This window comes from Prevotella sp. P6B1 (assembly GCF_000702825.1).
GTDB lineage: Bacteria > Bacteroidota > Bacteroidia > Bacteroidales > Bacteroidaceae > Prevotella.
In genome coordinates this window covers 61,451-82,932 of sequence record NZ_JNKF01000012.1, presented here as the reverse complement: position 1 = coordinate 82,932, position 21,482 = coordinate 61,451, and the positions used below count along the sequence as shown (strand labels likewise).

Here is a 21,482-nt window from a genome sequence, read left to right as displayed (position 1 = left end):
GCGATGAGAAAACTATTGCTCGCCGTGATGGCCATACTCAGCTCTCTGGCTTGTTCAGCCAGGGAGCGTGTTTGTTTTGATAGTGACTGGCGTTTCCGTCTGGGCGATGATGCTAAGATGGCTTTGGTGGATTACGACGATAGTCAGTGGCGCCGCCTCGATGTGCCCCACGACTGGGCGATCGAGGGCGACTTCTATGCCAGTAACCCCAGTGGTGCCGGTGGAGGTGCCTTACCCGGTGGCATCGGCTGGTACCGCAAGCACTTCGATATCCCTGATCTGCAGTCGGCCGATCTGTCCAACTTCTTCTTAGCGTTCGATGGCGTCTATATGAATGCCACCGTGTATGTCAATGGTCAGAAGGTAGGCTTCCGCCCCTATGGCTACTCCAGTTTCGAATATGATATCACGCCTTATGTGCATGAGGGCACCAACGTGGTGGCGGTCCGTGTGGATAACTCCGACCAGCCCAACTCGCGTTGGTATTCCGGTTGCGGCATCTATCGTCACGTGTGGCTCACCCGTACCAACCCCATCCACATCAAACACTGGGGTGTGTATGTTCACGATGGTAAGGTGGAGGTCGATTACGTGAATCCCACCCGTCAGAAGGTCACCGTTCGCAATACATGGTTGGATGCCCAGGGGCGCCCCACCTCCATCCGGAAACCCCGTAAATGGAGTTGTGAGGATCCTTATATATATAAGGTACGCACGCAACTGCTTGTCAAGGGTCAGGTGGTGGATGAGGTAGAGACCACCACGGGCTTCCGCGACTTTAAGTTCGATGCCAAGACGGGCTTCTGGCTCAATGGCAAGAACTTCAAGCTCAATGGTGTGTGCGAGCATCACGACTTCGGTTGCTTAGGAGCAGCCTTGTACGAGGATGCCTTGCATCGCAAACTCACCAAACTCAAGGCCATGGGTGTGAACGCCATCCGCAGTTCGCATAACCCACCGGCACCCGAACTCCTGAACATGTGCGACACCATGGGACTCATCGTGATGGATGAGAGCTTCGATATGTGGCGCCGCAAGAAGACCCAGAACGACTATGCCCGCTTCTTCGATGAGTGGCATGAGCGCGATCTCACCGATCTGGTGCTGCGCGACCGCAATCATCCCAGCATCCTCATGTGGTCTATCGGCAACGAGGTACTCGAGCAGTGGTCTTCGGCTGAGGCCGACACGCTGACCCTCGAACAGGCTAACCTCATCCTGAATGCCGGTCATGATGCCTCGACCCTCGCCAAGGATGGCGAACTGTCGGTACAGAGCCTGCTCACCCGGCATCTGGCTGAAATCGTGAAGCGTTATGATACCACCCGTCCTATTACAGCCGGTTGTAATGAGCCTTCGCCCAATAACCACCTCTTCAAGAGTGGGGCTATCGACCTGATTGGCTTCAACTATCACCACGAGCATGTGGCCGACGTGCCCAGGAACTTCCCCGGCAAGCCCTTCATCTTCTCCGAGAGTGTGTCGGCGCTCCAGTCGCGCGGCTATTATATGATGCCTTCCGACAGTATCTATAAGGCGCCCAAACAGTGGTGGCTGCCCTATACCGACCCGTCGTTCAAATGCTCTGCCTACGATAACATGCATGCCTCGTGGTCGAGCACCCACGAACAGCTGTGGGATGTGGTCAAGCACCATGCCTTCGTGGGTGGACAGTTCATCTGGACCGGTTTCGACTATATCGGCGAACCCACGCCCTATGGCTTCCCGGCACGTAGTAGCTATTTCGGTCTCATCGATCTGGCGGGCTTCCCCAAGGACAGCTATTATATGTACCAGAGCGAGTGGACCGCCAAACCCATGCTCCATCTCTTTCCCCATTGGAACTGGCTCCCTGGTCAGACCATCGATCTCTGGGCCTACTATAACCAGGCCGACGAGGTGGAACTCTTCATCAATGGCCGTAGTCAGGGCATCCGTCGTAAGGGTGAACACGATTACCATGTGATGTGGCGCGTACAGTTCGAACCAGGCGAGATCAAGGCTGTCACCCGTAAGAACGGCCAACCCGTCTGCACACAGACGATACATACTGCCAGTCAACCCGATCACCTCCGCCTCTCTGTCGACTATGCCGGTCAGGAACTCACCTTCGTCACCGTTGAGGTGGTGGATGAGGAGGGACATCTCTGTCCGTGGGCAGAGAACCAGGTTGAGTTCTCTACCACAGGCGATGCACAGATCATCGGAACCGATAATGGCTGTCAGACGTCGATGGAACGTTTCCAGGCGCCGCGCCGCAAAGCCTTCTCCGGCAAGTGCATGGTGGTGGTACGTGGAAATGGCGTTTTAAAGGCCGAGGCGATTGATTTGAAGCCCGCTTCTCTGAGAATGTAGTCAAAGGTTGTTAAAATACACTAAAAAGACGATGCGTTGATTGCAACGTATCGTTTTTTTTAGTACTTTTGCACACTTTTTCAGAGTAACGATAGAAATATGAGGCAATTAAAGATTCAAAAAAGTATTACCAACCGATCAAGTGAGGCACTGGATAAGTATCTTGTTGAGATTGGTCGTCAACCCCTTGTCACAATTGATGAAGAGATTGAGCTGGCTCAGGCCATCCGTCGTGGTGGTCCAGAGGGCGAAAAGGCTAAGGAACGCTTAGTAACAGCCAATCTGCGTTTTGTGGTGTCTGTAGCGAAACAGTACCAGCATCAGGGTTTGACACTGACCGACTTGATCGACGAAGGCAATATTGGCCTGGTGAAAGCAGCAGAGAAGTTTGATGAGACCCGCGGATTTAAGTTTATCTCTTACGCCGTATGGTGGATTCGTCAGAGCATCCTGCAGGCTATTGCCGAGCAGAGTCGTATTGTGCGCTTGCCCCTGAACCAGAGTGGTGCTCTGAGCAAGATCAATCAGGAGATCAATAAGTTCGAGCAGCAGCACCAGCGTCGTCCATCTGTGAGCGAGTTGGCTGAGCTCACCCAGATTGAGGAGTCGAAGATTGAGCAGACCGCCAAGGCCGACAGTCACCACATGAGTATCGATGCCCCCTTCGGTGAGGACGACGACAACTCAATGGCCGACATGCTGAGCAGTGGTGAGGATACCCGTACCGATAAATTAGTGGATTACGAGTCGCTCACCTCCGACCTGGATAATGTATTGCGCAATGTGCTGAAGGATCGCGAACTGAAGATTGTCAAGGAGTGCTTTGGCATCGGCTGTCAGGAGCGTGGCCTTGAGGAGATTGGCGCCGAGATGGGTCTCACCCGTGAGCGTGTCCGTCAGATCCGTGAAAAGAGCATCACCAAACTGCACGACAGCGGTTATGCTCGCATCTTGATGAAATACTTAGGCTAATAGGCTTATTCGCTTATTGGCAGTGTAACGATAAACCGGGCACCATCTGTATAGGTGGTGTCCAGTTCTACTTTTCCACCTAACTGTTCTGCCAGCTTGCGACTTAACGGCAGTCCCAGGCCGATACCTTCCTTAAAGTTGTCGAGCTTCACGAAACGGTCGAAGATATGTTCTGCTTCTTCGGCAGGAATACCGCTACCCGTATCTTCCACCGTCAGCTCCAGCGTGCTGTCGGTCTGGCGGGCACGCAGGGTGATATGGCCCGCCGTGGTATATTTCACTGCATTGTCGAGCAGACAGCTCACCAGGCGGCGCAGCATGTTCTCATTGGTGCGCAGCGTCAGGTCGTCGGGTAGGGTGGTGTCCAACTGCAGCGTCACCCCGTCTCCCGTCAGGTTGCGGTATTCTTCCTGCATCGTGCGCAACTGGTCGTTCACGCGGCACAGGTCGTCCTTGGGCCACTGCTCCGTCGAGTCGATGAGCGACAGCCCCAGTATCTCGTCGATGAGCATCGTCACCTGTCGGGTGCTGCGCTGCATCATCAGGGCGATATGGCTGCGCTCGTCCGGGTTGGCGTCCAACTGCGGGTCGGAGATCACCTGGGCAAACCCGGTGATGATGTTCAGCGGCGTGCGCACCTCATGACTCACGTTCTGGATAAAGGCGGTCTTCATCTTGTCCGACTCCAGCGCCTTGTTATAGGCTTTCGTCAGCTCCTGCAGGTGTCTCTTGCGACTGCGCACGATATAGAAGCTCAGACCCAGCAGCAGCGTCAGCAGGAAGATGGCGCCTAACAGGCCATAGGTACGGTCGGTAGCGGCTTTCTTTTCGGTTTCATACAGCTTCAACTGGTCCTGAATACCCTGCATGCTGTTGGTCAGCACCACATTGTCGATCGAGTCGCTGATGAGCGACTCTTTCTTGAACGACTCGTAGGCCTCCTTCCAGCGGCCCGCGCGCTCGTAGATCAGCGGGATAGCTTCAGCACCCTCGTCGCCCAGTTCGCGCTTGGCATAGGCGATGGCCTCGTCCACCTGTCCCATGCACGCCAGATAGTAGGCCTCCATGCTACGGCCGTGAACGGATGAGAGCCCTTTCTTCTCGCCCTCCTTGTACACCTTGTAGCCCTCTAAGAACTGCTGGATGTCCCCACTGTTATAGTAGGTCAGGGTCTTGCGGGTCTCGATGTCGAACACCCGTTCGGGCGAGTATTTCTCGGCAATCTCCTTGGCCTTATCCATCAGGTCTAATGCCTCCTGAGCGTCATCGTCTAAGGCCACATTGATGATATTCATGTAGATGGGCGGGATACTCTCGAAGTAGCCGTTCTTCTCCATCATCTCTACTACCTCGTACCAACATTTCTTGGCAGCCTCCTTGTTACCACAGTAGCGGTTGATATGCCCCATCATGTTCACGGCCATATACATCTCCTTGGTCAACTTCTTTTCGCGCAACTCCTTCGACAGCTCCTGGGCTTTGGTATAAGCCTCGAAGATATGCTGACGGTTCATCTCAAACACGATGTCGTTGCACCGCTGCGTGTAGTAGCCGTGCAGGTCGTTGTGGTCCAACAGGTATTGCTGCAGGTTTTTCAGGTGCGTGTAAAAGCGGGCACTGTCGCCGTCGTTAAACGCATGACTCATCGAGTCGCGAAGTTCTATGTATTTCGCGTCTTTCTTAAAATCTATATTTGCGTGGCTGGCACTCGTTCCAAGTAATAGCGCTGTAGCCAAAAGGATTCGTCCTATATTCATAAATCTTAGGTTAGTCGGTATTCTTTTCTGCAAAAGTACAAATTATTTCATAATTACCAAATATTTTTCGAAAAAAATAGTATCTTTGCAGCAAATTTAAGAAAGCGAGATGAATAAGAAAGTATTTTTAGCCCTTATAGCAGTGCCCTGTTTATTGGCAAGCTGCGGTCAGAAGAAACAACACGATGACATCATCGTACAGCATACCGAGGCTCCCAAGCCTCAGGCTCCCATCCGTATGCAGGATTATCAGGATGTAAAGGATGTGCAGTGGTTGGGTAAGCAGTATCAGATTGAGGTATCGCGAACAGCCGATGACTCTTTGCGTATGGTAAAGGACGAGAACGGTCAGAAGTTTGTCGATAACCGCATCACGCTGAAGGTCATCCGTACCGATGGTAGTGTGTTCTGTAGCAAGACCTTCACCAAGGCTGCTTTCGATGGTTGCTTGGATGATGATTATCGTAAGACGGGTATACTCGAAGGCTTTGTGTTCGATAAGGCTGAGGGCAACCAGTTGATCTTTGCCGCCAGCGTATGTCATCCCCAGACCGATGAGTATATTCCCCTCATTGTGACGGTGAGCAACTTTGGTGAGGTAGGCATTTCGCGCGATCAGGATTTGGAGTAAGCGGTATGAAACAGCGTCGTAGCATTCTCGTTGCAAGTGGTGTGTTGGTGTTGCTGCTGTTGTTGCTCGGCATCATCCGTTGCTCCCTGCCAGGGGACAGGTCCCTGGCATCCGATTCCGGTGCCAGGGACCTGTCTCCCGCCACGGGCATCGATACCGTGCCCATGCTCATCATGCAGGTGCAGAAGTGCTCTAAACTTTATACGGCCGAATATCGCGTGCATAAGATTATTACTCACGATGATGCTTTGCGCCTCAAGGGACAGCTCATGAGTAAGCAGTTCAACCTCAAGGTGCCTTTGGCGGACCGTAAAATTGCCATCCCCATGGATGCTAAAATCAAGGCATATATCGATTTCTCTGAGTTTTCTGAGAAGAATATCGAGCGTAGTGGTGATAAGATTACCATCATCCTGCCCGATCCACAGGTAGTGATGACCAGTTCTAAGATTGATCAGCAGAACGTGAAGCAGTATGTAGGCTTGACGCGTGCACACTTTAGCGATGAGGAACTTGCTAATTATCAGCAACAGGGTAGGGAGGCCATCCTGCAAAGTATTCCTGATATGGGTATCGAAGAAACAGCCCGTGCCAATGCGGCTAAGGTGCTCGTGCCCATGCTTACCCAGTTGGGCTACGAGGAGCAGAATATCACCATTGCTTTCCGAAAAGATTTGGATTTCAAGCATAAGTTCCAAGGCTTAACACGCATGGAGGATTAAAGTCATGAAGAAGATTCATATCATCATAGGTGTAGTTGTAGTCATCGCTGTTATAGCGGTTTTCTTCTGGGTCAAGAGTGCCCTGAAGAGCAACTATATCGAGATTGGTTCCAATGAGAATATTGAGCCCACCCCTACACAGATTCAGTCCATCAGGGATATTGGTGAGTGGGAGTTTCTGTCCATCTCTGCCGAGGAAATGGTTGATACCGTCCGTAAGGGATTCTTCTCAGATGATGAGTTGGTGCGTATCTATTACGGAACGCTTCGTTTAGGCATCAACATGCAAAACCTAAGCGAGGACGCGATACGCGTCCAAAGCGACACCCTCCAGGTAACCTTACCCAAGGTCACCCTCCTGGACAAAGACTTCATCGACGAAGCCAAAACCAAGTCGTTCTACGAGAGTGGCAAATGGCCCCCCCAAGCCCACCAGGCCCTTTACCAAAAGGCCCACCGCCAGATGCTCCACCACTGCCTCACCAAAGAAAACCTCACCACCGCCCAATCCAACGCCGAGTCCCAACTCCGCAACCTCTTCACCCAATTGGGCTACAAAACCATCACCCTTACCTTCGAGTAGTGTCCTCTTATATCAACTGCAAGGGCTATATCCCTAATAAAACGTCCTGAGCTCAGAGGCCGGATGTAATATTATCGTAATCATTCGATGCGCTCGGCTTTGCCGCTTTGCTTGCAAAGAACTCGCTCCGCTCAAACAGCTTCTCATGTCGATTTGCTTGTCTCGCTTACGCGACACAAGAATCGAAGACGATTCCGATAATAGTACATCCTATAAATGCCTCCTCGTGCGGAATGTTTTCTTAGGGATACAGCCCTTGAAAATTTATTTGTTTTATCTTTGCTTCACTTAAGATGCCTTTGATGGCAGTCGGTAGTTGTGAGGACGAATGGGGAAAGGTGGTCATCAGCAATAGTGAGTAGGGGACGGTGTTGAGTGTTCAGACACAAAAACATTCCGCACGAAGAGGTCTTTAGAGGAATGCAAATTCTTTGAATCAACATTGAGTTTCGGATTGCGGAATGCAATCTGAACAACGAAATACGAAAAGCTGTTTGAGCGCAGCGAGTTCTTTGAGTGATTTAAAGAATTTGTGTTCCGGCCTCTGAGCTCAGGACGTTTTTGGGTTGAACGCTCAACACCGTGGGGGAGCATCCCCCATTGGTCGAAAGACCAAAAAAAATTAGAATTTAGAAAGCAAATCTTTCCAAGCTTCACTTAACGAAATCATGGTAGGAAAAAGAATGCTAGCCCCGGCATCAAGGAGCACCTTGTCTGCTAACGGACCAGTATTTACCGCTATGGTATAGATACCGGCAGCTATGCCAGCGCGAACACCGAGTGGCGCGTTTTCTACGACTATCGCTTCGCTCGGTTGCAGATGACCTGCCTTCTCAAGGCCCATGAGATAGGGATCGGGGTTGGGCTTGCCTCGTTTCACATCGTAGGCGGTGGTGATATTATCGATACTCACGTATTTGCCGAAATCGCGCAGGATGCGGTTGATGAGGGGGCGCTGACCACTGCCAGTCACCACGCCAATGGTGATGCCAGCTGCGTGTATCTGCTCCATGAGCGATAAGATTCCCGGCATGATGGGCGCCTCTGGCATTGAGTGAAAGATACGTGTCTTCTCATCGTACATCAGCTGCGATTCTGCTTCGGTGATGTCGCGACCTTGTTGTTGCTTTACCATATAACGGATGGTGTCTACGCCACGAGCTCCCTCAGTGGCGTAGGCATCATCGGTTGTCATATTGATACCGAACTTCTGCATCGACTGGACCCAGGCCACTGCATGATTCCCCATGGAATCATACAGCACCCCGTCCATGTCAAACAACACCGCTCTTATCATATGTTTTTTGCAACAATTTTATTTCGCGAGGCGGGCTTTGATAGCAGCGCTCTCTGCCTCGTATCCGGGCTTGTCGAGGAGGGCGAACATGTTCTTCTTGTAGGCCTCTACACCAGGCTGGTTGAATGGGTTCACACCCAGCACGTTGCCGCTGATGCCGCAGGCAATCTCGAAGAAGTAGATGAGCTGTCCGATGTAGTACTCGTTCAACTTAGGCACGCTGATGCGCATGTTGGGCACACCACCATCCACGTGAGCCAGCTGTGTACCCAGCTCAGCCATCTTGTTCACCTCGTCCACACGCTTGCCAGCCAGGAAGTTCAGGCCGTCCAGGTTCTCTTCGTCGTTGGGGAAGAGCAGCTTCTTCTCGGGCTCCTCAACGCTGATCACGGTCTCGAAGATAGTGCGCTCACCTTCCTGAATCCACTGACCCATTGAGTGCAGGTCGGTAGTGAAGTCAACGCTGGCAGGGAAGATACCCTTCAGGTCCTTACCCTCGCTCTCGCCGTAGAGCTGCTTCCACCACTCAGAGAAGAAGTGCAGCTTGGGCTGGAAGTTCACCATGATCTCAATCTTCTTACCGCTCTGGTAGAGACCGTTACGTACGGCAGCATACTGGGCAGCGGGGTTCTCGGCAAATGGTACGGTTGGGGCGCAAGCCTTCTCCATGTCCTGGGCACCGGCTACCAGATCCTTGATGCTGAAACCAGCGCAGGCGATAGGCAGCAAGCCTACTGGTGTAAGAACAGAGAAACGACCACCCACGTTATCGGGGATGATAAAGCTCTTATAACCCTCCTTGTCGGCGCAGGTACGTGCAGCACCCTTCTTGGCGTCGGTCACAGCTACGATCACCTTCTTTGCCTCTTCCTTGCCACGCTGGGCCTCGCACTGCTTCTTCAGCAGACGGAAGGTGAGGGCAGTCTCGGTGGTGGTACCACTCTTCGAGATGTTGATCACACCGAACTTCTTACCCTTCAGGTACTCGGTCAGTTCGAACAGATAGTCCTCACCGATGTTGTTACCAGCAAACAGGATGGTGGGGTTCTTAGGATCGTTAACCAACCAGCTGAAAGCGTTGCTCAGTGCCTCGATCACGGCACGTGCACCTAAGTACGAACCACCAATACCAGCTACGACGATAGCCTCGCAGTTGGCGCGCAGGGTGTCGGCGCAAGCCTGCAACTCATCGAGGAAAGCAGGTGTGATGCTGCTGGGCAGGTGCAGCCAACCCAGGAAATCGTTACCAGGGCATGTACCAGCCTCAAGTGCCTTCTGTGCCTCAGCAACCTTTGGTTCAAAACTCTCCACTGCGCCTTCCTTCAGGAAGCATGCAGCCTTCGTAATGTCAAGCTTAATCATTTCCATAATCAGTTAAAATTATAAATGTTTAATGTTCAATATTCAAAGTTCAATGTCCTCAGCATCTCTTCGCATCTCGCCTTGAGCTTACTGCAATCCTTCAGCCGTGCCATCGCCTTGATGAGTCGCTCCTGGCATGGTTCAATGTCTTCGTTGATGATGACAGCCGCCATATACAAGGGCAGTGCCAACTCAGCCTCGGTAGCAGGCGTAAACCCCTTGATGGGCAGCAGTCTGGCGCGACAGCGCTTCAGTTCCGACAGCAGCAGAAAGTACTCTGCGCTCTCTTTATAAGGTCCTGTGATGTCGAACAGCAACCGATGCGCTGTGTCGTACAGGAACTTCTTGTCAGTGTCAATATTCTTCGAGGGTTTCTCATCGATGATCTCCTGCTGCTGCGCTTTCAACTCAATCAGCTCGGGTGCCATCTCTACGGCAGCCACCAACAGTCCTGGTATCTGTACCACCAACTGCTTGTTGCGCTTGCCTTTGATACGCATGATGATTCCCTCCTTACCGTCGTAGATACCGCCTTTCACACGGATCTGGTCGCCAGCCTGGAGCTTGATCTCATCGGGTCTGTAATAAGTGATATGCTGCTCGTTGTTCTCGGTCACCGCAATAAATGCCTCCATGGCCTTGCAGGGCACGGTGAGATAATCCTCTTTGTTCGAAAAAGTGGACTTACGCATATATACCTGGAAGTGGCTTCTGTCAACATACGCTTTCACCTCCTCCTCGGTACCCTTCACAAACAGCAGCCCCGAGATGGCAGGCACCAGGATGCGCTGCTTCTGTTTCAGACTGGTTCTGATCTGGTATTTCAGGGGTACAAACGCCTCTAACCCGTAGTTTCGGGCATCGTCGCGCACCTTCAGTTCCTTCAGGCTACTGAGGCATCCTATGCTGTACCACTGCTGTATGTCGCTCACTTGATCCATTTTCTTTTATTTGGCTGCAAAGGTACTTTTTTTTTTTGAGATATTGTACGTTTTTGGGTGTTTTCTTCATTTTTATGCCTTTTTCTTTGGATGTTTCATTTATTTGTGTTACTTTTGCGCAAGAAAAAGAGTGGAACCGGTTCAATCAATTGTTCCATGTTACGGTGATATTACGCTAATAAAATGTCTAATGTTCTGGTAATCAATGTTTTGCGCTGAACGTTAGGAAGACGTTTTTTATGTATGTATGAAAGATCTATAATTAAATATGAGAAAATTCGTTCTTTTTTGGATGATGTTACTGTCAGTGCATCTGGCGGTAGCACAGACCTTGTCTGATCAGGAGGTTGTGAAGTATGCTCTTGAGTTGAGAAATTCGGGTGTTTCAAATGCCGATATGGCGAAGCAACTGATCCAGCGTGGCGCGACTGTTGAACAGATTCAGCGCCTGCGCCAGCAGTATGCCAAACAGATCACTGAGCGTGGTCTTGATAACAGTGTCGATAACTCTATCGACCGTGCGAAGGAGCGCATGCGTGTGAACAATGAGGTGAAAGCCGACAGAACCGTGCGCCCCAACCAGACCGCTGGCAGTCAGACCGCTCTGCAGGAGAGTGCTTTCGCTTCTATGCCCGAGCCTGCCAATCAGGCATCCATGGGTAAGAAAGTGTTTGGTCGCGACATCTTCAACAGCACCAACCTGTCGTTCGAACCCCAGATGAATATCGCCACCCCCCAGAACTATGTGCTGGGTCCTGGCGACCAGCTTATTATCGATATCTATGGCGCCACACAGGAGAGCAATTCACTCACGGTGAGCCCCGATGGCGATGTCACCGTGCCTGATTTCGGTCCCATCCATGTGAGCGGTCTTTCGGTGACTGCAGCCCAGAAGCGCATCCGCAACAAGTTGGGTGGCTACTACCAGAGCTCGGATATCAAGGTCACCGTCGGACAGACGCGCACCATCATGGTCAATGTGATGGGCGAGGTGAAGGTGCCCGGCACCTATACCCTGAGTGCCTTTGCCACGGTGTTCCATGCCCTGTATATGGCAGGCGGTATCAGCGACTTGGGTACGCTGCGTGCCATCAAGGTGTTCCGTCAGGGTCGCTTGGTGACCACGGTCGATGTCTATGAGTTCATCCTCAATGGTCGCTTGGCTGGTAACATCCGTTTGCAGGACAACGATGTGGTACAGGTAGGCGCTTACGACTGCTTAGTGGATATCACCGGTCGTGTAAAACGTCCGATGGCTTACGAGATGAAGGCCAACGAGAGTCTCGCCACCCTGTTGAAGTACAGTGGCGGTTTCGCTGGCGATGCCTATAAGAAGCAGGTCCGTGTGCTCCGTAAGAGCGAGGACCTGAAGAGTGTATATAATGTCGAGGAGTTTGATCTGTCGAGCTTCAAGATGACCGATGGCGACTCAGTGATTGTTGATTCCGTGTACGACCGCTATAAGAACATGGTCGAGATCAAGGGTGCTGTCTGGCGTCCCGGCATGTACCAGTTGGGCGATAAGGTGAGCACTGTCCGCACATTGATTGAGACCGCTGCCGGTCTGACCGAAGAGGCGATGACCTCACGCGCGGTGATGCGCCGTATGAAGCCCAACCGCACCCAGGAGGTCATCTCGCTGAATATCGAGGGCATCCTCAATGGTTCCGAGGCTGATATGCCTTTGAAGAACGAGGATGTGATTTTCATTCCGACCCTGGCCGAACATCAGAACCTGCGCACCCTCACCATCGATGGCGAGGTGATCTTCCCCGGCACCTACGAGTATGCTGAGAATATGACCATTGAGGATTTCATCCTGTTGGCAGGTGGTCTGACCGATGCGGCTTCTACGCTGAAGGTCGATGTGTCGCGCCGCATCTACGACCCCAACGCCTCTGAGGCAGGCATGGAGATAGCCAAGACCTTCAGCTTCCCGCTGAAGGATCAGTTCAAGGTCGATGGCGACCGCAGCTTCGTGCTCGAGCCCTACGATATCGTGCAGATCCGTAAGAGCCCGGTCTTCCAGAAGCCCGTTCGTGTCAGTGTCGAGGGCGAGGTAGCCTTCCAGGGAACCTATACCATGGAGACCAAGAACCAGCGCCTCTCCGATGTCATCAAGGCGGCTGGCGGTGCTATCCCCGGCAGCGATGTACGTGGCGCCCGTCTGGTACGTAAGATGACCGATGATGAGAAGGCTCGTATGCAGGCTGTGCTGCGCATGGCGCGCCAGAGTGCCGATGGTAAGGACTCGATTGCTATCGACAAGATTGCCCAGTCTGATAACTATACCGTGGGTATCCATCTCGATGAGGCCCTGGCTAATCCTGGATGTACACAGGATATCGAGCTGATGGATGGCGACCGCCTCATTGTGCCTCGTTTCAACCATACCGTCCGTATCAGTGGCGATGTGCAGGCGCCCAATACCGTTGCCTACAACGAAGGTCAGGGCTACAAGTACTACGTGAAGCAGGCAGGTGGCTTTGGCAACCGTGCCAAGAAGAGCCACACCTATATCGTGTATCAGAACGGCACCATGGCTATCGCCAAGAAGGGTGGCAAGATTGAGCCGGGCTGCGAGGTCGTTGTGCCCTCTAAGGCACCCCGCGACAACAACGCCATCTCCCGCTGGTTAGGCATCGGCACCAGCGCCGCCAGCCTCGCCACCATGTTTGCCACCATTGCTAACATACTGAAATAAGATTATGACAGAGAATAAGACTGTAACTCCGAAAAGAAAACCAATAGATTTTGGTAAGATTTACCGTGATCTGTTGAAGCATAAACGACTGTATTATATCGTTTTACCGTTGGCATTTGCACTGTCAGCATTATATATGCTTTCCATTCCCAACTATTATACCTGTACTGTCAAGTTGAGCCCGGAACTCTCCAATCGCTCTACTTCAACCAGTAGCTTAGCCTCTTTGGCGAGTAGCTTCGGTGTCAAGTTAGGTTCTGGAATGGGTAACTCATCCGAGGCCCTGTTCCCCACACTCTATCCCGACCTGATGACTTCGGTAGATTTTAAGGCCGATCTCTTTAAAATCAAGGTTCGTCCAGAGGATGCTACACAGGAATATTCTTATTATGATTATAAGAAAAATATAGAGAAGAAGCCTTGGTGGAGTCAGGCAGTCAAATCTCTCATGGCTTTGTTCAAAAGCGATGAAGAGGACGCCGATACGATTAATCCTCGCCAGCTGACTAAGAAACAGTATGTCATGGCCAAAGCCATTGAGGATAATGTGACGTGCCTTGTCGATAAGAAGACGATGGTTATCTCGCTCAGTGTCAAGGACCATGATCCTCTTGTTTGTACCACCATGGCAGATTCAACCATGGCCCTGCTCCAACGATATATTACGGACTATCGTACCAGCAAAGCCCGTGTTGATTTGGAGTATAATAAAAAGCTCCTTGCTGAAGCCAAACGGAACTATGAGAAAGCCAGTCGTGCTTATGCATCATTTTCAGATGCTAACTTGCATTCTTTCCAGGAGCGTATCCTGCAGAGGAAGGCTGAGCTGGAAACCGAGATGATGCTGCAGCGCACCGTTTATCAGCAGGTGGTAGCCCAGTACCAGCAGGCAGAGATGAAACTCCAGGAGGATACACCAGCCTTTGCAGTGATTCAGGCATCTACTATTCCTGCAAAAAAAACAGGCCCAAAGCGTGCGTCCTCTTGTGTGATATGCCTCTTTCTTGCTTTTATCTGCGTTTCTATCTATGCGCTTTACAAAGAAGATGACCTTAAGAACCTTTTCGGTTTATAGTCATGTTGTAGTTGTAAAAATATAGTGTCATCTTTTTGTAATATTGTAGTGAAGGATAAAAGAACTACTTTCATTTTAGGCGTTTTTTGGAATGCCTTGTTAGCTGTAGGCCGGCAAGGATTGAATTTCCTGGCTACTATCATTCTGGCGCGACTTTTGCAGCCAGAAGATTATGGCTTGATAGGTATGATGGCTGTTATTATATCTGTTTCTGAGTCATTGATAGACGCTGGACTTGCAGGTGCTTTGATAAAAAAGAAAAATGTTAGTAAAGAGGACTTTTCTACGCTATCTTTATATAACATTAGTTTTTCATTTGTTTTATACATTATTATTTTTATATCAGCGCCCTATATAGGTTTGTTTTATAAAACTCCTATTTTATCAAATCTGTTGAGGGTATATGCATTAATTGTTGTTATAGAATCGTTTTCTATTGTGCCTAAAACGATTCTTATCAGAAATCTTGAATTTAAGAAGTATTCATTAGTAACACTGATATCAGGTTTTATGGGCTTGGCAACGGCGATAGTTATGGCGGTTTATGGGATGGGTGTGTACAGCCTGATAGGTCAATATATTGTTTCTTCGGCTATTTTGACAGTTTTGTTATATTGCATAACAAGATATAAATTGAATTTTACTTTCTCCAAGAAGTCCTTTAATGAAATGTTTGGATTTGGCTTTAACACAACGATGGCTAATGTCTTAAAAGGAGGAAGTGAGAATATTTTTATTAATGTTGTTGCAAAAATAGCATCCTTGACAATTACTGGCTTCTTTAATCAAAGTTATAAACTTCAGAGTGTTATAACCTCAATTTCTAATACGGTTATCGATGGAGCATTATTCCCATTATTAAGTAAAGAAGATGATAATTCAATTATAAATCATTCAATGAAAATATCTTCATTTTCGTTCACTCTTATGTCTGCTTTTGTTTTTTTATTAATTATAAATGCAGATATAATAGTATACCTTGTTTTAGGTGAAAAATGGATGGATACTACCCCGTATCTGAAAATACTATTGTGCTGGGGATTAATCCAGATGGGTACATCCCTTAATAGAAATCTGTTGAAGAGTTTGGCATATACATCATCAATCCTTAGGTTTGAAATTGTAAGCACACTCATTTGTTTTGTGATGCTTTTATTGGTTTTGTTTGGTTTGGGGATAAACTATTTGCTCTTTGCCCTTCTCATGTATTCATTAATACGCTTTGTTTTTTCTTTGATGGAAATGAAATGGAAATGTGATATATCTTTTTGGGGTAGTTTAAAAGTGTATGTACAAGCTTTTTTGCCAGCATTTTTATCTTGTATAGTATGCTTGATGATGAGTGAGTTTGATATAGCTAATCATATGATCTTCATGAATTTGGTTTTTATTATATTAGCTATTATTCTGAACAGATATTTGAATACGACTACTTATTTGTATTTGAAGGATTATTCATTAAAATATTTAAGAAAATCATCATATGCAAAATGATAGATTGCAAATATTTTCAGAGCGAATATTCTATATATTTGGTTTGATATATTTGACATTTGTTTTATTGATGTTGTTTTTCTTTGAAAAAGATGATAACGTCTCTTATCCTTTCCTTTTTGGAGGGGTCCTCATATTGTTGATGTCTTTCATCTTTAAGGAGTATGTATCCGATCCTCAATTATTTAGGTCGTGGGTAAAACCATCAAATATCTTTTTATTATCTTTCGTTATCGTAAATTTCCAAGTCATTATTAGTTCATGGTTAGAATACGATACAATTGATGCGTATTTAGAAACGACGGAATACTCGGGCTATATTGGTAAGGTCCTTTATTGTAGTTTAATTGGGCTTGTCTTTTATTTGTTTGGATATTCTTTTGTAAAAGAATCATCTTTACTGAAACATATATTTAATAAGCATATTTATAAGCTCTCTCAGCTAAGTATAGAGAAATGGGCATTATTATCATGCGTTGCTTTTGTTCTATTTGTAATCAATATTGATCTTGTCAGTTTTTTAACAGGCGTGGATTATGAAGGTTCTGGCGCATCTGATAGAGAAACAACACCTTTTGCTATTTGGGAGACGCTTTTTGATACTTTTATGACTATAACTGTAGCCTTGACAACTGAAAAGTGTCTTAATAATAACAAACCTTCTACTCTATTACGGTATTTTCTTTCTTTTCCGTTTTATTTTCTCATATCGGTCCTTTTGTATATTGTATTGCGTTTAGTTAGTGGCGATAGAGGTCCGGTAATATATACGGCACTTATGTTCTTTTATTCATATTTGCTGGTGTCAAAAAGAAAATTTAAACTATCAGTCATAGTACTTTTAGTTGCAGTAGGAGCGTTTTCTATGACTATTTTAAATACTGTCCGTAATTATAGAAATCCTAACGAAACTTTTGTTGAAAAAGTTTCTCGAAGTTTTAATGATCTGGGAGATGATTCTGAGGTGAAATCAATAAGCCCACTAACTTACGAATTGTCTAAATCGGTGAATTGTAATTTTATAGCTATTCATGATATTGATGAGCATAAGACGGAATATAAATATGGTCTTTATAATTTGTGTGAAATACTATCTGCGATTCCAGCTATGAATCGAGTTACAACAAGCTTATTCGATTTGAATCTATATAGGACAGCGACAAATGAGTATGTTACTATTTCCTTTTTTGGTAAGGATTACATGATTGGACTTGGTACGACTGTGTTGGTGGATTTTTACTTGGATTTTGGTATTTTAGGTATAATGGCTGGTATGTTTTTGGTAGGTTGGGTGTATCGTCGAATTGATGAAAAACTTGTGTATGGGTCGATTTCTTCATTTTTAGTTATGATTACTTTCTTAAAGTATGCCTCAATGTCAGTCTATATACCCAGGGCATCCTTTTCTTTCGTCTTATGTCGAATCTTATATATAGTGATTATTTATATAGTGCTGAATTTGTTGTTTTCTTTGTTTAAGTCTTGTATATCCCCCAAAAGCGTTGAATAATGAATATTTGTATCTGTACGGATGGTTATCCATCAAAAGGGTTGCCCTATTCAGCTTTTATTCAGGTTCTTGCGCATGAAATGACTCGAAAAGGCTGCAAGATTGTGGTGATTGCACCCCAGTCTATAACTAAATATCTGTTAAGAGGTGGTAAACTTGCTCCCTGTTATTTCGAGGATCAGGTAGATGTATCTGGTGATATGAGAATCATAAAGGTATATAGACCAATTACTTTCACTTTCGGTGAAGGTTTGTTGGGTAAATGGACAGCTCGTTTTAATAAATGGGCGACAGAGTTCACTTTTAAGAGGAACCGCATGAAGCCAGATTTGTTTTATTCGCATTTTTGGGTTAATGGCTTCAATGCAGAAAGAATAGCACATAAGGAGGGGAAACCGCTATTTATAGCTACGGGTGAAGACAAAATAACCATTCATAATTATATTTCTGCAGGAGATATCAGCAGGCTAAAATATGGAGTGTCAGGTGTGATATGTGTTTCTACTAAAAATAAGAAAGAAAGTATACAGCAAGGGCTTGCTACCGCCGACAAGTGTGTTGTACTCCCCAATGCATACGATCCCAAAGAGTTTTATCCAATTGATAAGATGGAAGCCAGGAAATCGTTGGGATTCCCTCCTGATGCATTCATTGTGGGTTTTTGTGGACGGTTTAACCAACGTAAGGGTGCTATGCGAGTAGCAGAAGCCCTTGCTCAGTTGAACGACCCTCGAATTAAATCAATCTTCATCGGCAGTGTCGCTGATAACGAGACAGCCCAGCCGGACTGTGAAGGCATATTATTCAAGGGAACCTTGCCTCATGCGGAAATAGTGAGATATTTAAATTGTGCTGATGTTTTTGTTCTCCCTTCTTTAGCTGAAGGTTGTCCGAATTCAGTTATTGAAGCAATGGCATGCGGCCTTCCCATTATCTCTTCAGATCTGCCATTTAATTATGACATTCTTGACTCATCAAATTCTATGTTGGTTAGTCCTATGAGTGTACAGGAGATAGCTGATGCAATAGTTAAACTTAAAAATGATGAGCCTCTGAGGCAGAATTTGAGGGAAGGGGCTTTAAAGAAAGCTTCAGAATTGACCATAGAGAAGAGAGTGACTAAGATATTGGATTTTATTAGAGAAAGATGCAGACAAGTAGAATAGAGTATTTCGATATAGCGAAAGGATGGGCAATCTTTTCAGTTATTGTTTATCATGTTGCTGCTATACATGGAAATGAGGAGATTAGGTCTTTTATAAACACCTATTTTCTTTCTTTATTTTTTTTCATAAGTGGTTTTTTTTCAATAGGAAAATCTTTCAATGATTTACCTATAAAGGAGTATCTGTTAAAGCAGGCGAAACATCTGTTAATACCTTTCTTTTTTGTCGGGTGCTTATATAACCTTTATCAAAATCTACTTTCAGGAACACCTCCAGGATTTACTTTTGTTTTTCAGGACCCTAAAGGAGGGTATTGGTTCTTGTTTGTTTTGTTTTTATTTATAATATCCTTACTATTGCTAAAAAAATATATAAACAAGGGGAACCTTGCAAAAGTATTGTTAATTCTATTGCTACCTTTTGTCGTTGTTGTGCTTCTAGCTAAGATTCTTAATCAAGATATTATTTATTTTTTTAGTCTTGCAAGTTTCCGAAGGTATTATCTCATATTCGCAAGTGGAGTTTTGCTAAAATTGTTCGGAAATGGAAGAAGTATTGTTGATGGTAAACTATCTATTATTATTTCTGTAGGGTATTTGTTACTTGGTACATATTATATTCTATATATAAAGGATGTAGCTTCAAATTTGGATTTTATAATCTGGTTTGTTACAAACCTGGCAGGATGCGTGTTTTGGCTTGTGATTTCTAACAGGTTGAAAATGACAGTTGGGGGGGCATTTTTAAATAGAATTGGTCAATGCTCTTTAGGTATTTATGTTGTACATTATTTTTTATATAGGATATATTATGAAGCTCATAAATATGTAGAATTAAATGAAGTTCAATCATTGATAATGCTATTTGCAATCAGTTTCTTGATTTTAGTGGTTTCTTATTACCTCGTAAGAGCCATGGAGAAGACTAAATGGGGTTCCTTATTAATATTGGGTAAATGAAGACAATTGGTATAAACTTAATACCCTTATTTTCAGAACAGGGTTCTGGGGCATTTAGATATATAAAGCTTTTGTTGCAGGAGTTGGGCAATTACAAACTGCTTGATAGCAAGCTTATTGTATATAAGCAGCAATGCATATCAAAAGAGTATATTGGTATTCCCGAGTCTTTAAATGTTGAATTTGTGGATGTTCCGAATGTGGGTCGTGGTTTCAAGCGTATTTTATTCGAACAAACAAAATTCTACAAATATATAAAACCTTGTGATGTGTTTTACAGTTATTGTTCTTCGATGCCCTTTTTTCTGAGGTCGAAGAAGATTTTTACACTCCACGATGTTTATTTTCTGACAGAGAAAGAACGCTATGGCTTTGTACAGAGAAATTACCTGAAATTGATCACTGCTCTTTATCTTAAATTGTGTGATAAGGTGTTGACCGTATCTGAATATAGCAAGAGGGAAATCATCCGGCATTTCCATGTGAAGCCCGAAAATATTACGATTACATACAATTTCTTGAATAGTGAAAAAAGGGCTGATAGCCTGGAACGGCCGCTACTATCTGGTATAGGTGGCGAAGAGATTGATTTGAATATGCCTTTCTTCCTATACGTGGGGAATATACACCCTGGCAAGAATATTGTCAGAATGGTAGAAGGATTTAGAATATTTAATCAAAATAGTGATATTAAATATAATCTGCTAATTAGTGGCAAACTTGCTAATAGTGGGGAAGAGATTATTGAAAGAATAAATGGAAATAACAATGTTCATTATTTAGGCTATCAGTCGAGAGAGAATGTTGAGTGGATGATGCAAAATTGTCAAGCTGTAGTTTTATTATCTCTTTGTGAGGGATTTGGTATTCCTCCGTTAGAAGGATTTGCATACAATAAGCCTGCACTTGTCTCTAATACTACAAGTCTTCCGGAAGTGGTGGGGGCAGCAGGTGTTTGTGTTAATCCTCTTGACGAAGATGAAATAGCAGGTGGTTTTAAAAGAATTGAGAAACAAAAAGTTGAATTGTCTCATCATTGCTGGGCACAGATTAATAAGTTTTCTGCACAGGAGTCAGTTGAGACATTTATGAAGGAATTAGGAATCGAATATAAAAAGAAAAGAGAATGAGAGATAGAGTAGCTGTGCTTCTTCCTGTATATAAGAAGGATAGGGTTGATTATTTGAGAAAAGCGATAGAGAGTATCGTGATGCAGACATACAAGGATTATCACATCTATGTAGGTGTGGATGGTCCTGTTGGCGATGATATTAATTTATTCTTCCAACAGATTGAAAACTCAAAACAAACTACTATTGTAAGGTTTAACGAGAATCGCGGTTTGGCTTGTGTGCTTAATGATTTGCTTGATATATGTTTCAAAGACGGGTATGAATATATAGCACGAATGGATGCAGATGATATTTCGGAACCATCACGATTTGAAAAACAGGTGAAGTTTCTTGATAGCCACCCGGAGATAGATGTTGTCGGTGGTGCTATTGAAGAAATAGACGAGAGGGGCAATAGTCGCAAGAAGAGGATTGTTTATCCTGAAACGCCTTCGGAATGCAGGACTTTTTTTGCAAAAAGAAATCCCCATGCACATCCGGCAGTGATGTTCCGAAAGAGTTTCTTTGATAAATTGAAGGGAAGGAAATACAGACCAGAATACCGGCAGAACCAAGATACGATGTTGTGGCTTGATGGACTGATGGCTGGTACTCTGCAGGCTAATATCCCTGATGTAGTACTATATTTCCGTATGACTGATGCTATGTTTAAGGAACGACGCTGTGGGTGGGCTTTTGCGAAAAAACAATTCAAGGACAGATTAATGATTAATAAATGTCTTGGATATAGTTGGAAAGCTGATATTTATGGATTTGCCATGTTCTGTATGCTTGTTTCTCCTTCGTGGATAAAGAAGTTGGCATATCAATTTTTAAGATAA

Annotated in this window: 17 protein-coding genes; 13 read left to right on the top strand and 4 right to left on the bottom strand. The window is 46.0% G+C overall.

The annotated features are described in order from the left end of the window. Positions 1-3: 3 nt before the first annotated feature. Together T495_RS0107285 and T495_RS0107280 are read left to right on the top strand one after the other, a co-directional pair. Positions 4-2,355, top strand: a complete 2,352-nt coding sequence (locus tag T495_RS0107285; protein WP_033148179.1) for a glycoside hydrolase family 2 TIM barrel-domain containing protein — start codon at positions 4-6, stop codon at positions 2,353-2,355. A 99-nt stretch (positions 2,356-2,454) separates the two neighbouring features. Further along, a complete protein-coding gene (locus T495_RS0107280) occupies positions 2,455-3,327 on the top strand; it encodes an RNA polymerase sigma factor RpoD/SigA (RefSeq protein ID WP_028902243.1) in 873 nt (290 codons plus the stop codon). A gap of 5 nt (positions 3,328-3,332) precedes the next feature. Here T495_RS0107280 and T495_RS15185 read toward each other — a convergent pair whose 3' ends face one another. Continuing rightward, positions 3,333-5,084 (bottom strand): sensor histidine kinase KdpD, encoded by a 1,752-nt coding sequence (locus T495_RS15185; protein WP_081832048.1) that lies wholly within the window; start codon positions 5,082-5,084, stop codon positions 3,333-3,335. A 109-nt stretch (positions 5,085-5,193) separates the two neighbouring features. Between T495_RS15185 and T495_RS0107270 the strand changes: the two genes are divergently transcribed. From T495_RS0107270 to T495_RS0107260, 3 genes are read left to right on the top strand one after another with little or no spacing between them, the layout of a single operon-like run. Next, positions 5,194-5,715 (top strand): DUF4738 domain-containing protein, encoded by a 522-nt coding sequence (locus T495_RS0107270; protein ID WP_051522895.1) that lies wholly within the window; start codon positions 5,194-5,196, stop codon positions 5,713-5,715. 5 nt (positions 5,716-5,720) lie between these two features. Then, entirely contained in the window at positions 5,721-6,437 is a 717-nt protein-coding gene (locus T495_RS0107265) for a DUF4230 domain-containing protein (RefSeq protein ID WP_051651914.1), read from the top strand. 4 nt (positions 6,438-6,441) lie between these two features. After that, positions 6,442-7,020, top strand: coding sequence for a DUF4230 domain-containing protein (locus T495_RS0107260; protein ID WP_033148178.1), 579 nt, complete (start codon positions 6,442-6,444; stop codon positions 7,018-7,020). Between the two features lie 622 nt (positions 7,021-7,642). Here the strand turns inward: T495_RS0107260 and T495_RS0107255 are convergent. Genes T495_RS0107255 through T495_RS0107245 form a run of 3 tightly spaced genes read right to left on the bottom strand, consistent with a single transcriptional unit; the run spans position 7,643 to position 10,620 of the window. Continuing rightward, positions 7,643-8,317 (bottom strand): HAD family phosphatase, encoded by a 675-nt coding sequence (locus T495_RS0107255; protein WP_033148177.1) that lies wholly within the window; start codon positions 8,315-8,317, stop codon positions 7,643-7,645. 18 nt (positions 8,318-8,335) lie between these two features. Then, on the bottom strand, positions 8,336-9,685 hold the full coding sequence (locus tag T495_RS0107250; RefSeq protein WP_033148176.1) for a glucose-6-phosphate isomerase: 1,350 nt from the start codon (positions 9,683-9,685) through the stop codon (positions 8,336-8,338). Between the two features lie 29 nt (positions 9,686-9,714). Continuing rightward, the gene (locus T495_RS0107245; protein ID WP_033148175.1) at positions 9,715-10,620 is read right to left on the bottom strand and encodes a UpxY family transcription antiterminator; all 906 of its coding nucleotides are present in this window, start codon (positions 10,618-10,620) and stop codon (positions 9,715-9,717) included. 292 nt (positions 10,621-10,912) lie between these two features. Here T495_RS0107245 and T495_RS0107240 point away from each other — a divergent pair, with 292 nt between their 5' ends. The 8 genes from T495_RS0107240 to T495_RS0107205 are packed head-to-tail and all read left to right on the top strand — an operon-like array spanning position 10,913 to position 21,482. Next, positions 10,913-13,324: an SLBB domain-containing protein gene (locus tag T495_RS0107240; RefSeq protein WP_231495064.1), complete on the top strand. Its 2,412-nt coding sequence runs from the start codon at positions 10,913-10,915 to the stop codon at positions 13,322-13,324. Positions 13,325-13,328: 4 nt separating this feature from the next. Then, complete coding sequence (locus tag T495_RS0107235) at positions 13,329-14,399, top strand: hypothetical protein (RefSeq protein ID WP_033148173.1); 1,071 nt, start codon at positions 13,329-13,331, stop codon at positions 14,397-14,399. A gap of 48 nt (positions 14,400-14,447) precedes the next feature. Next, complete coding sequence (locus T495_RS0107230) at positions 14,448-15,893, top strand: lipopolysaccharide biosynthesis protein (protein ID WP_028902251.1); 1,446 nt, start codon at positions 14,448-14,450, stop codon at positions 15,891-15,893. Continuing rightward, positions 15,883-17,403: an O-antigen polysaccharide polymerase Wzy gene (gene wzy / locus T495_RS0107225; RefSeq protein WP_028902252.1), complete on the top strand. Its 1,521-nt coding sequence runs from the start codon at positions 15,883-15,885 to the stop codon at positions 17,401-17,403. Before T495_RS0107230 ends, wzy begins: the two co-directional genes overlap by 11 nt. Then, entirely contained in the window at positions 17,403-18,569 is a 1,167-nt protein-coding gene (locus T495_RS0107220) for a glycosyltransferase (protein ID WP_028902253.1), read from the top strand. The genes wzy and T495_RS0107220 overlap by 1 nt, the downstream gene beginning before the upstream one ends. After that, positions 18,551-19,528 carry an acyltransferase gene (locus tag T495_RS0107215; protein WP_033148172.1) on the top strand — a complete coding sequence of 326 codons (978 nt, stop codon included), beginning with the start codon at positions 18,551-18,553 and terminating at the stop codon, positions 19,526-19,528. Before T495_RS0107220 ends, T495_RS0107215 begins: the two co-directional genes overlap by 19 nt. Next, positions 19,525-20,658, top strand: a complete 1,134-nt coding sequence (locus T495_RS0107210) for a glycosyltransferase family 1 protein (RefSeq protein ID WP_028902255.1) — start codon at positions 19,525-19,527, stop codon at positions 20,656-20,658. The genes T495_RS0107215 and T495_RS0107210 overlap by 4 nt, the downstream gene beginning before the upstream one ends. Continuing rightward, entirely contained in the window at positions 20,655-21,482 is an 828-nt protein-coding gene (locus T495_RS0107205; protein WP_033148171.1) for a glycosyltransferase, read from the top strand. The genes T495_RS0107210 and T495_RS0107205 overlap by 4 nt, the downstream gene beginning before the upstream one ends.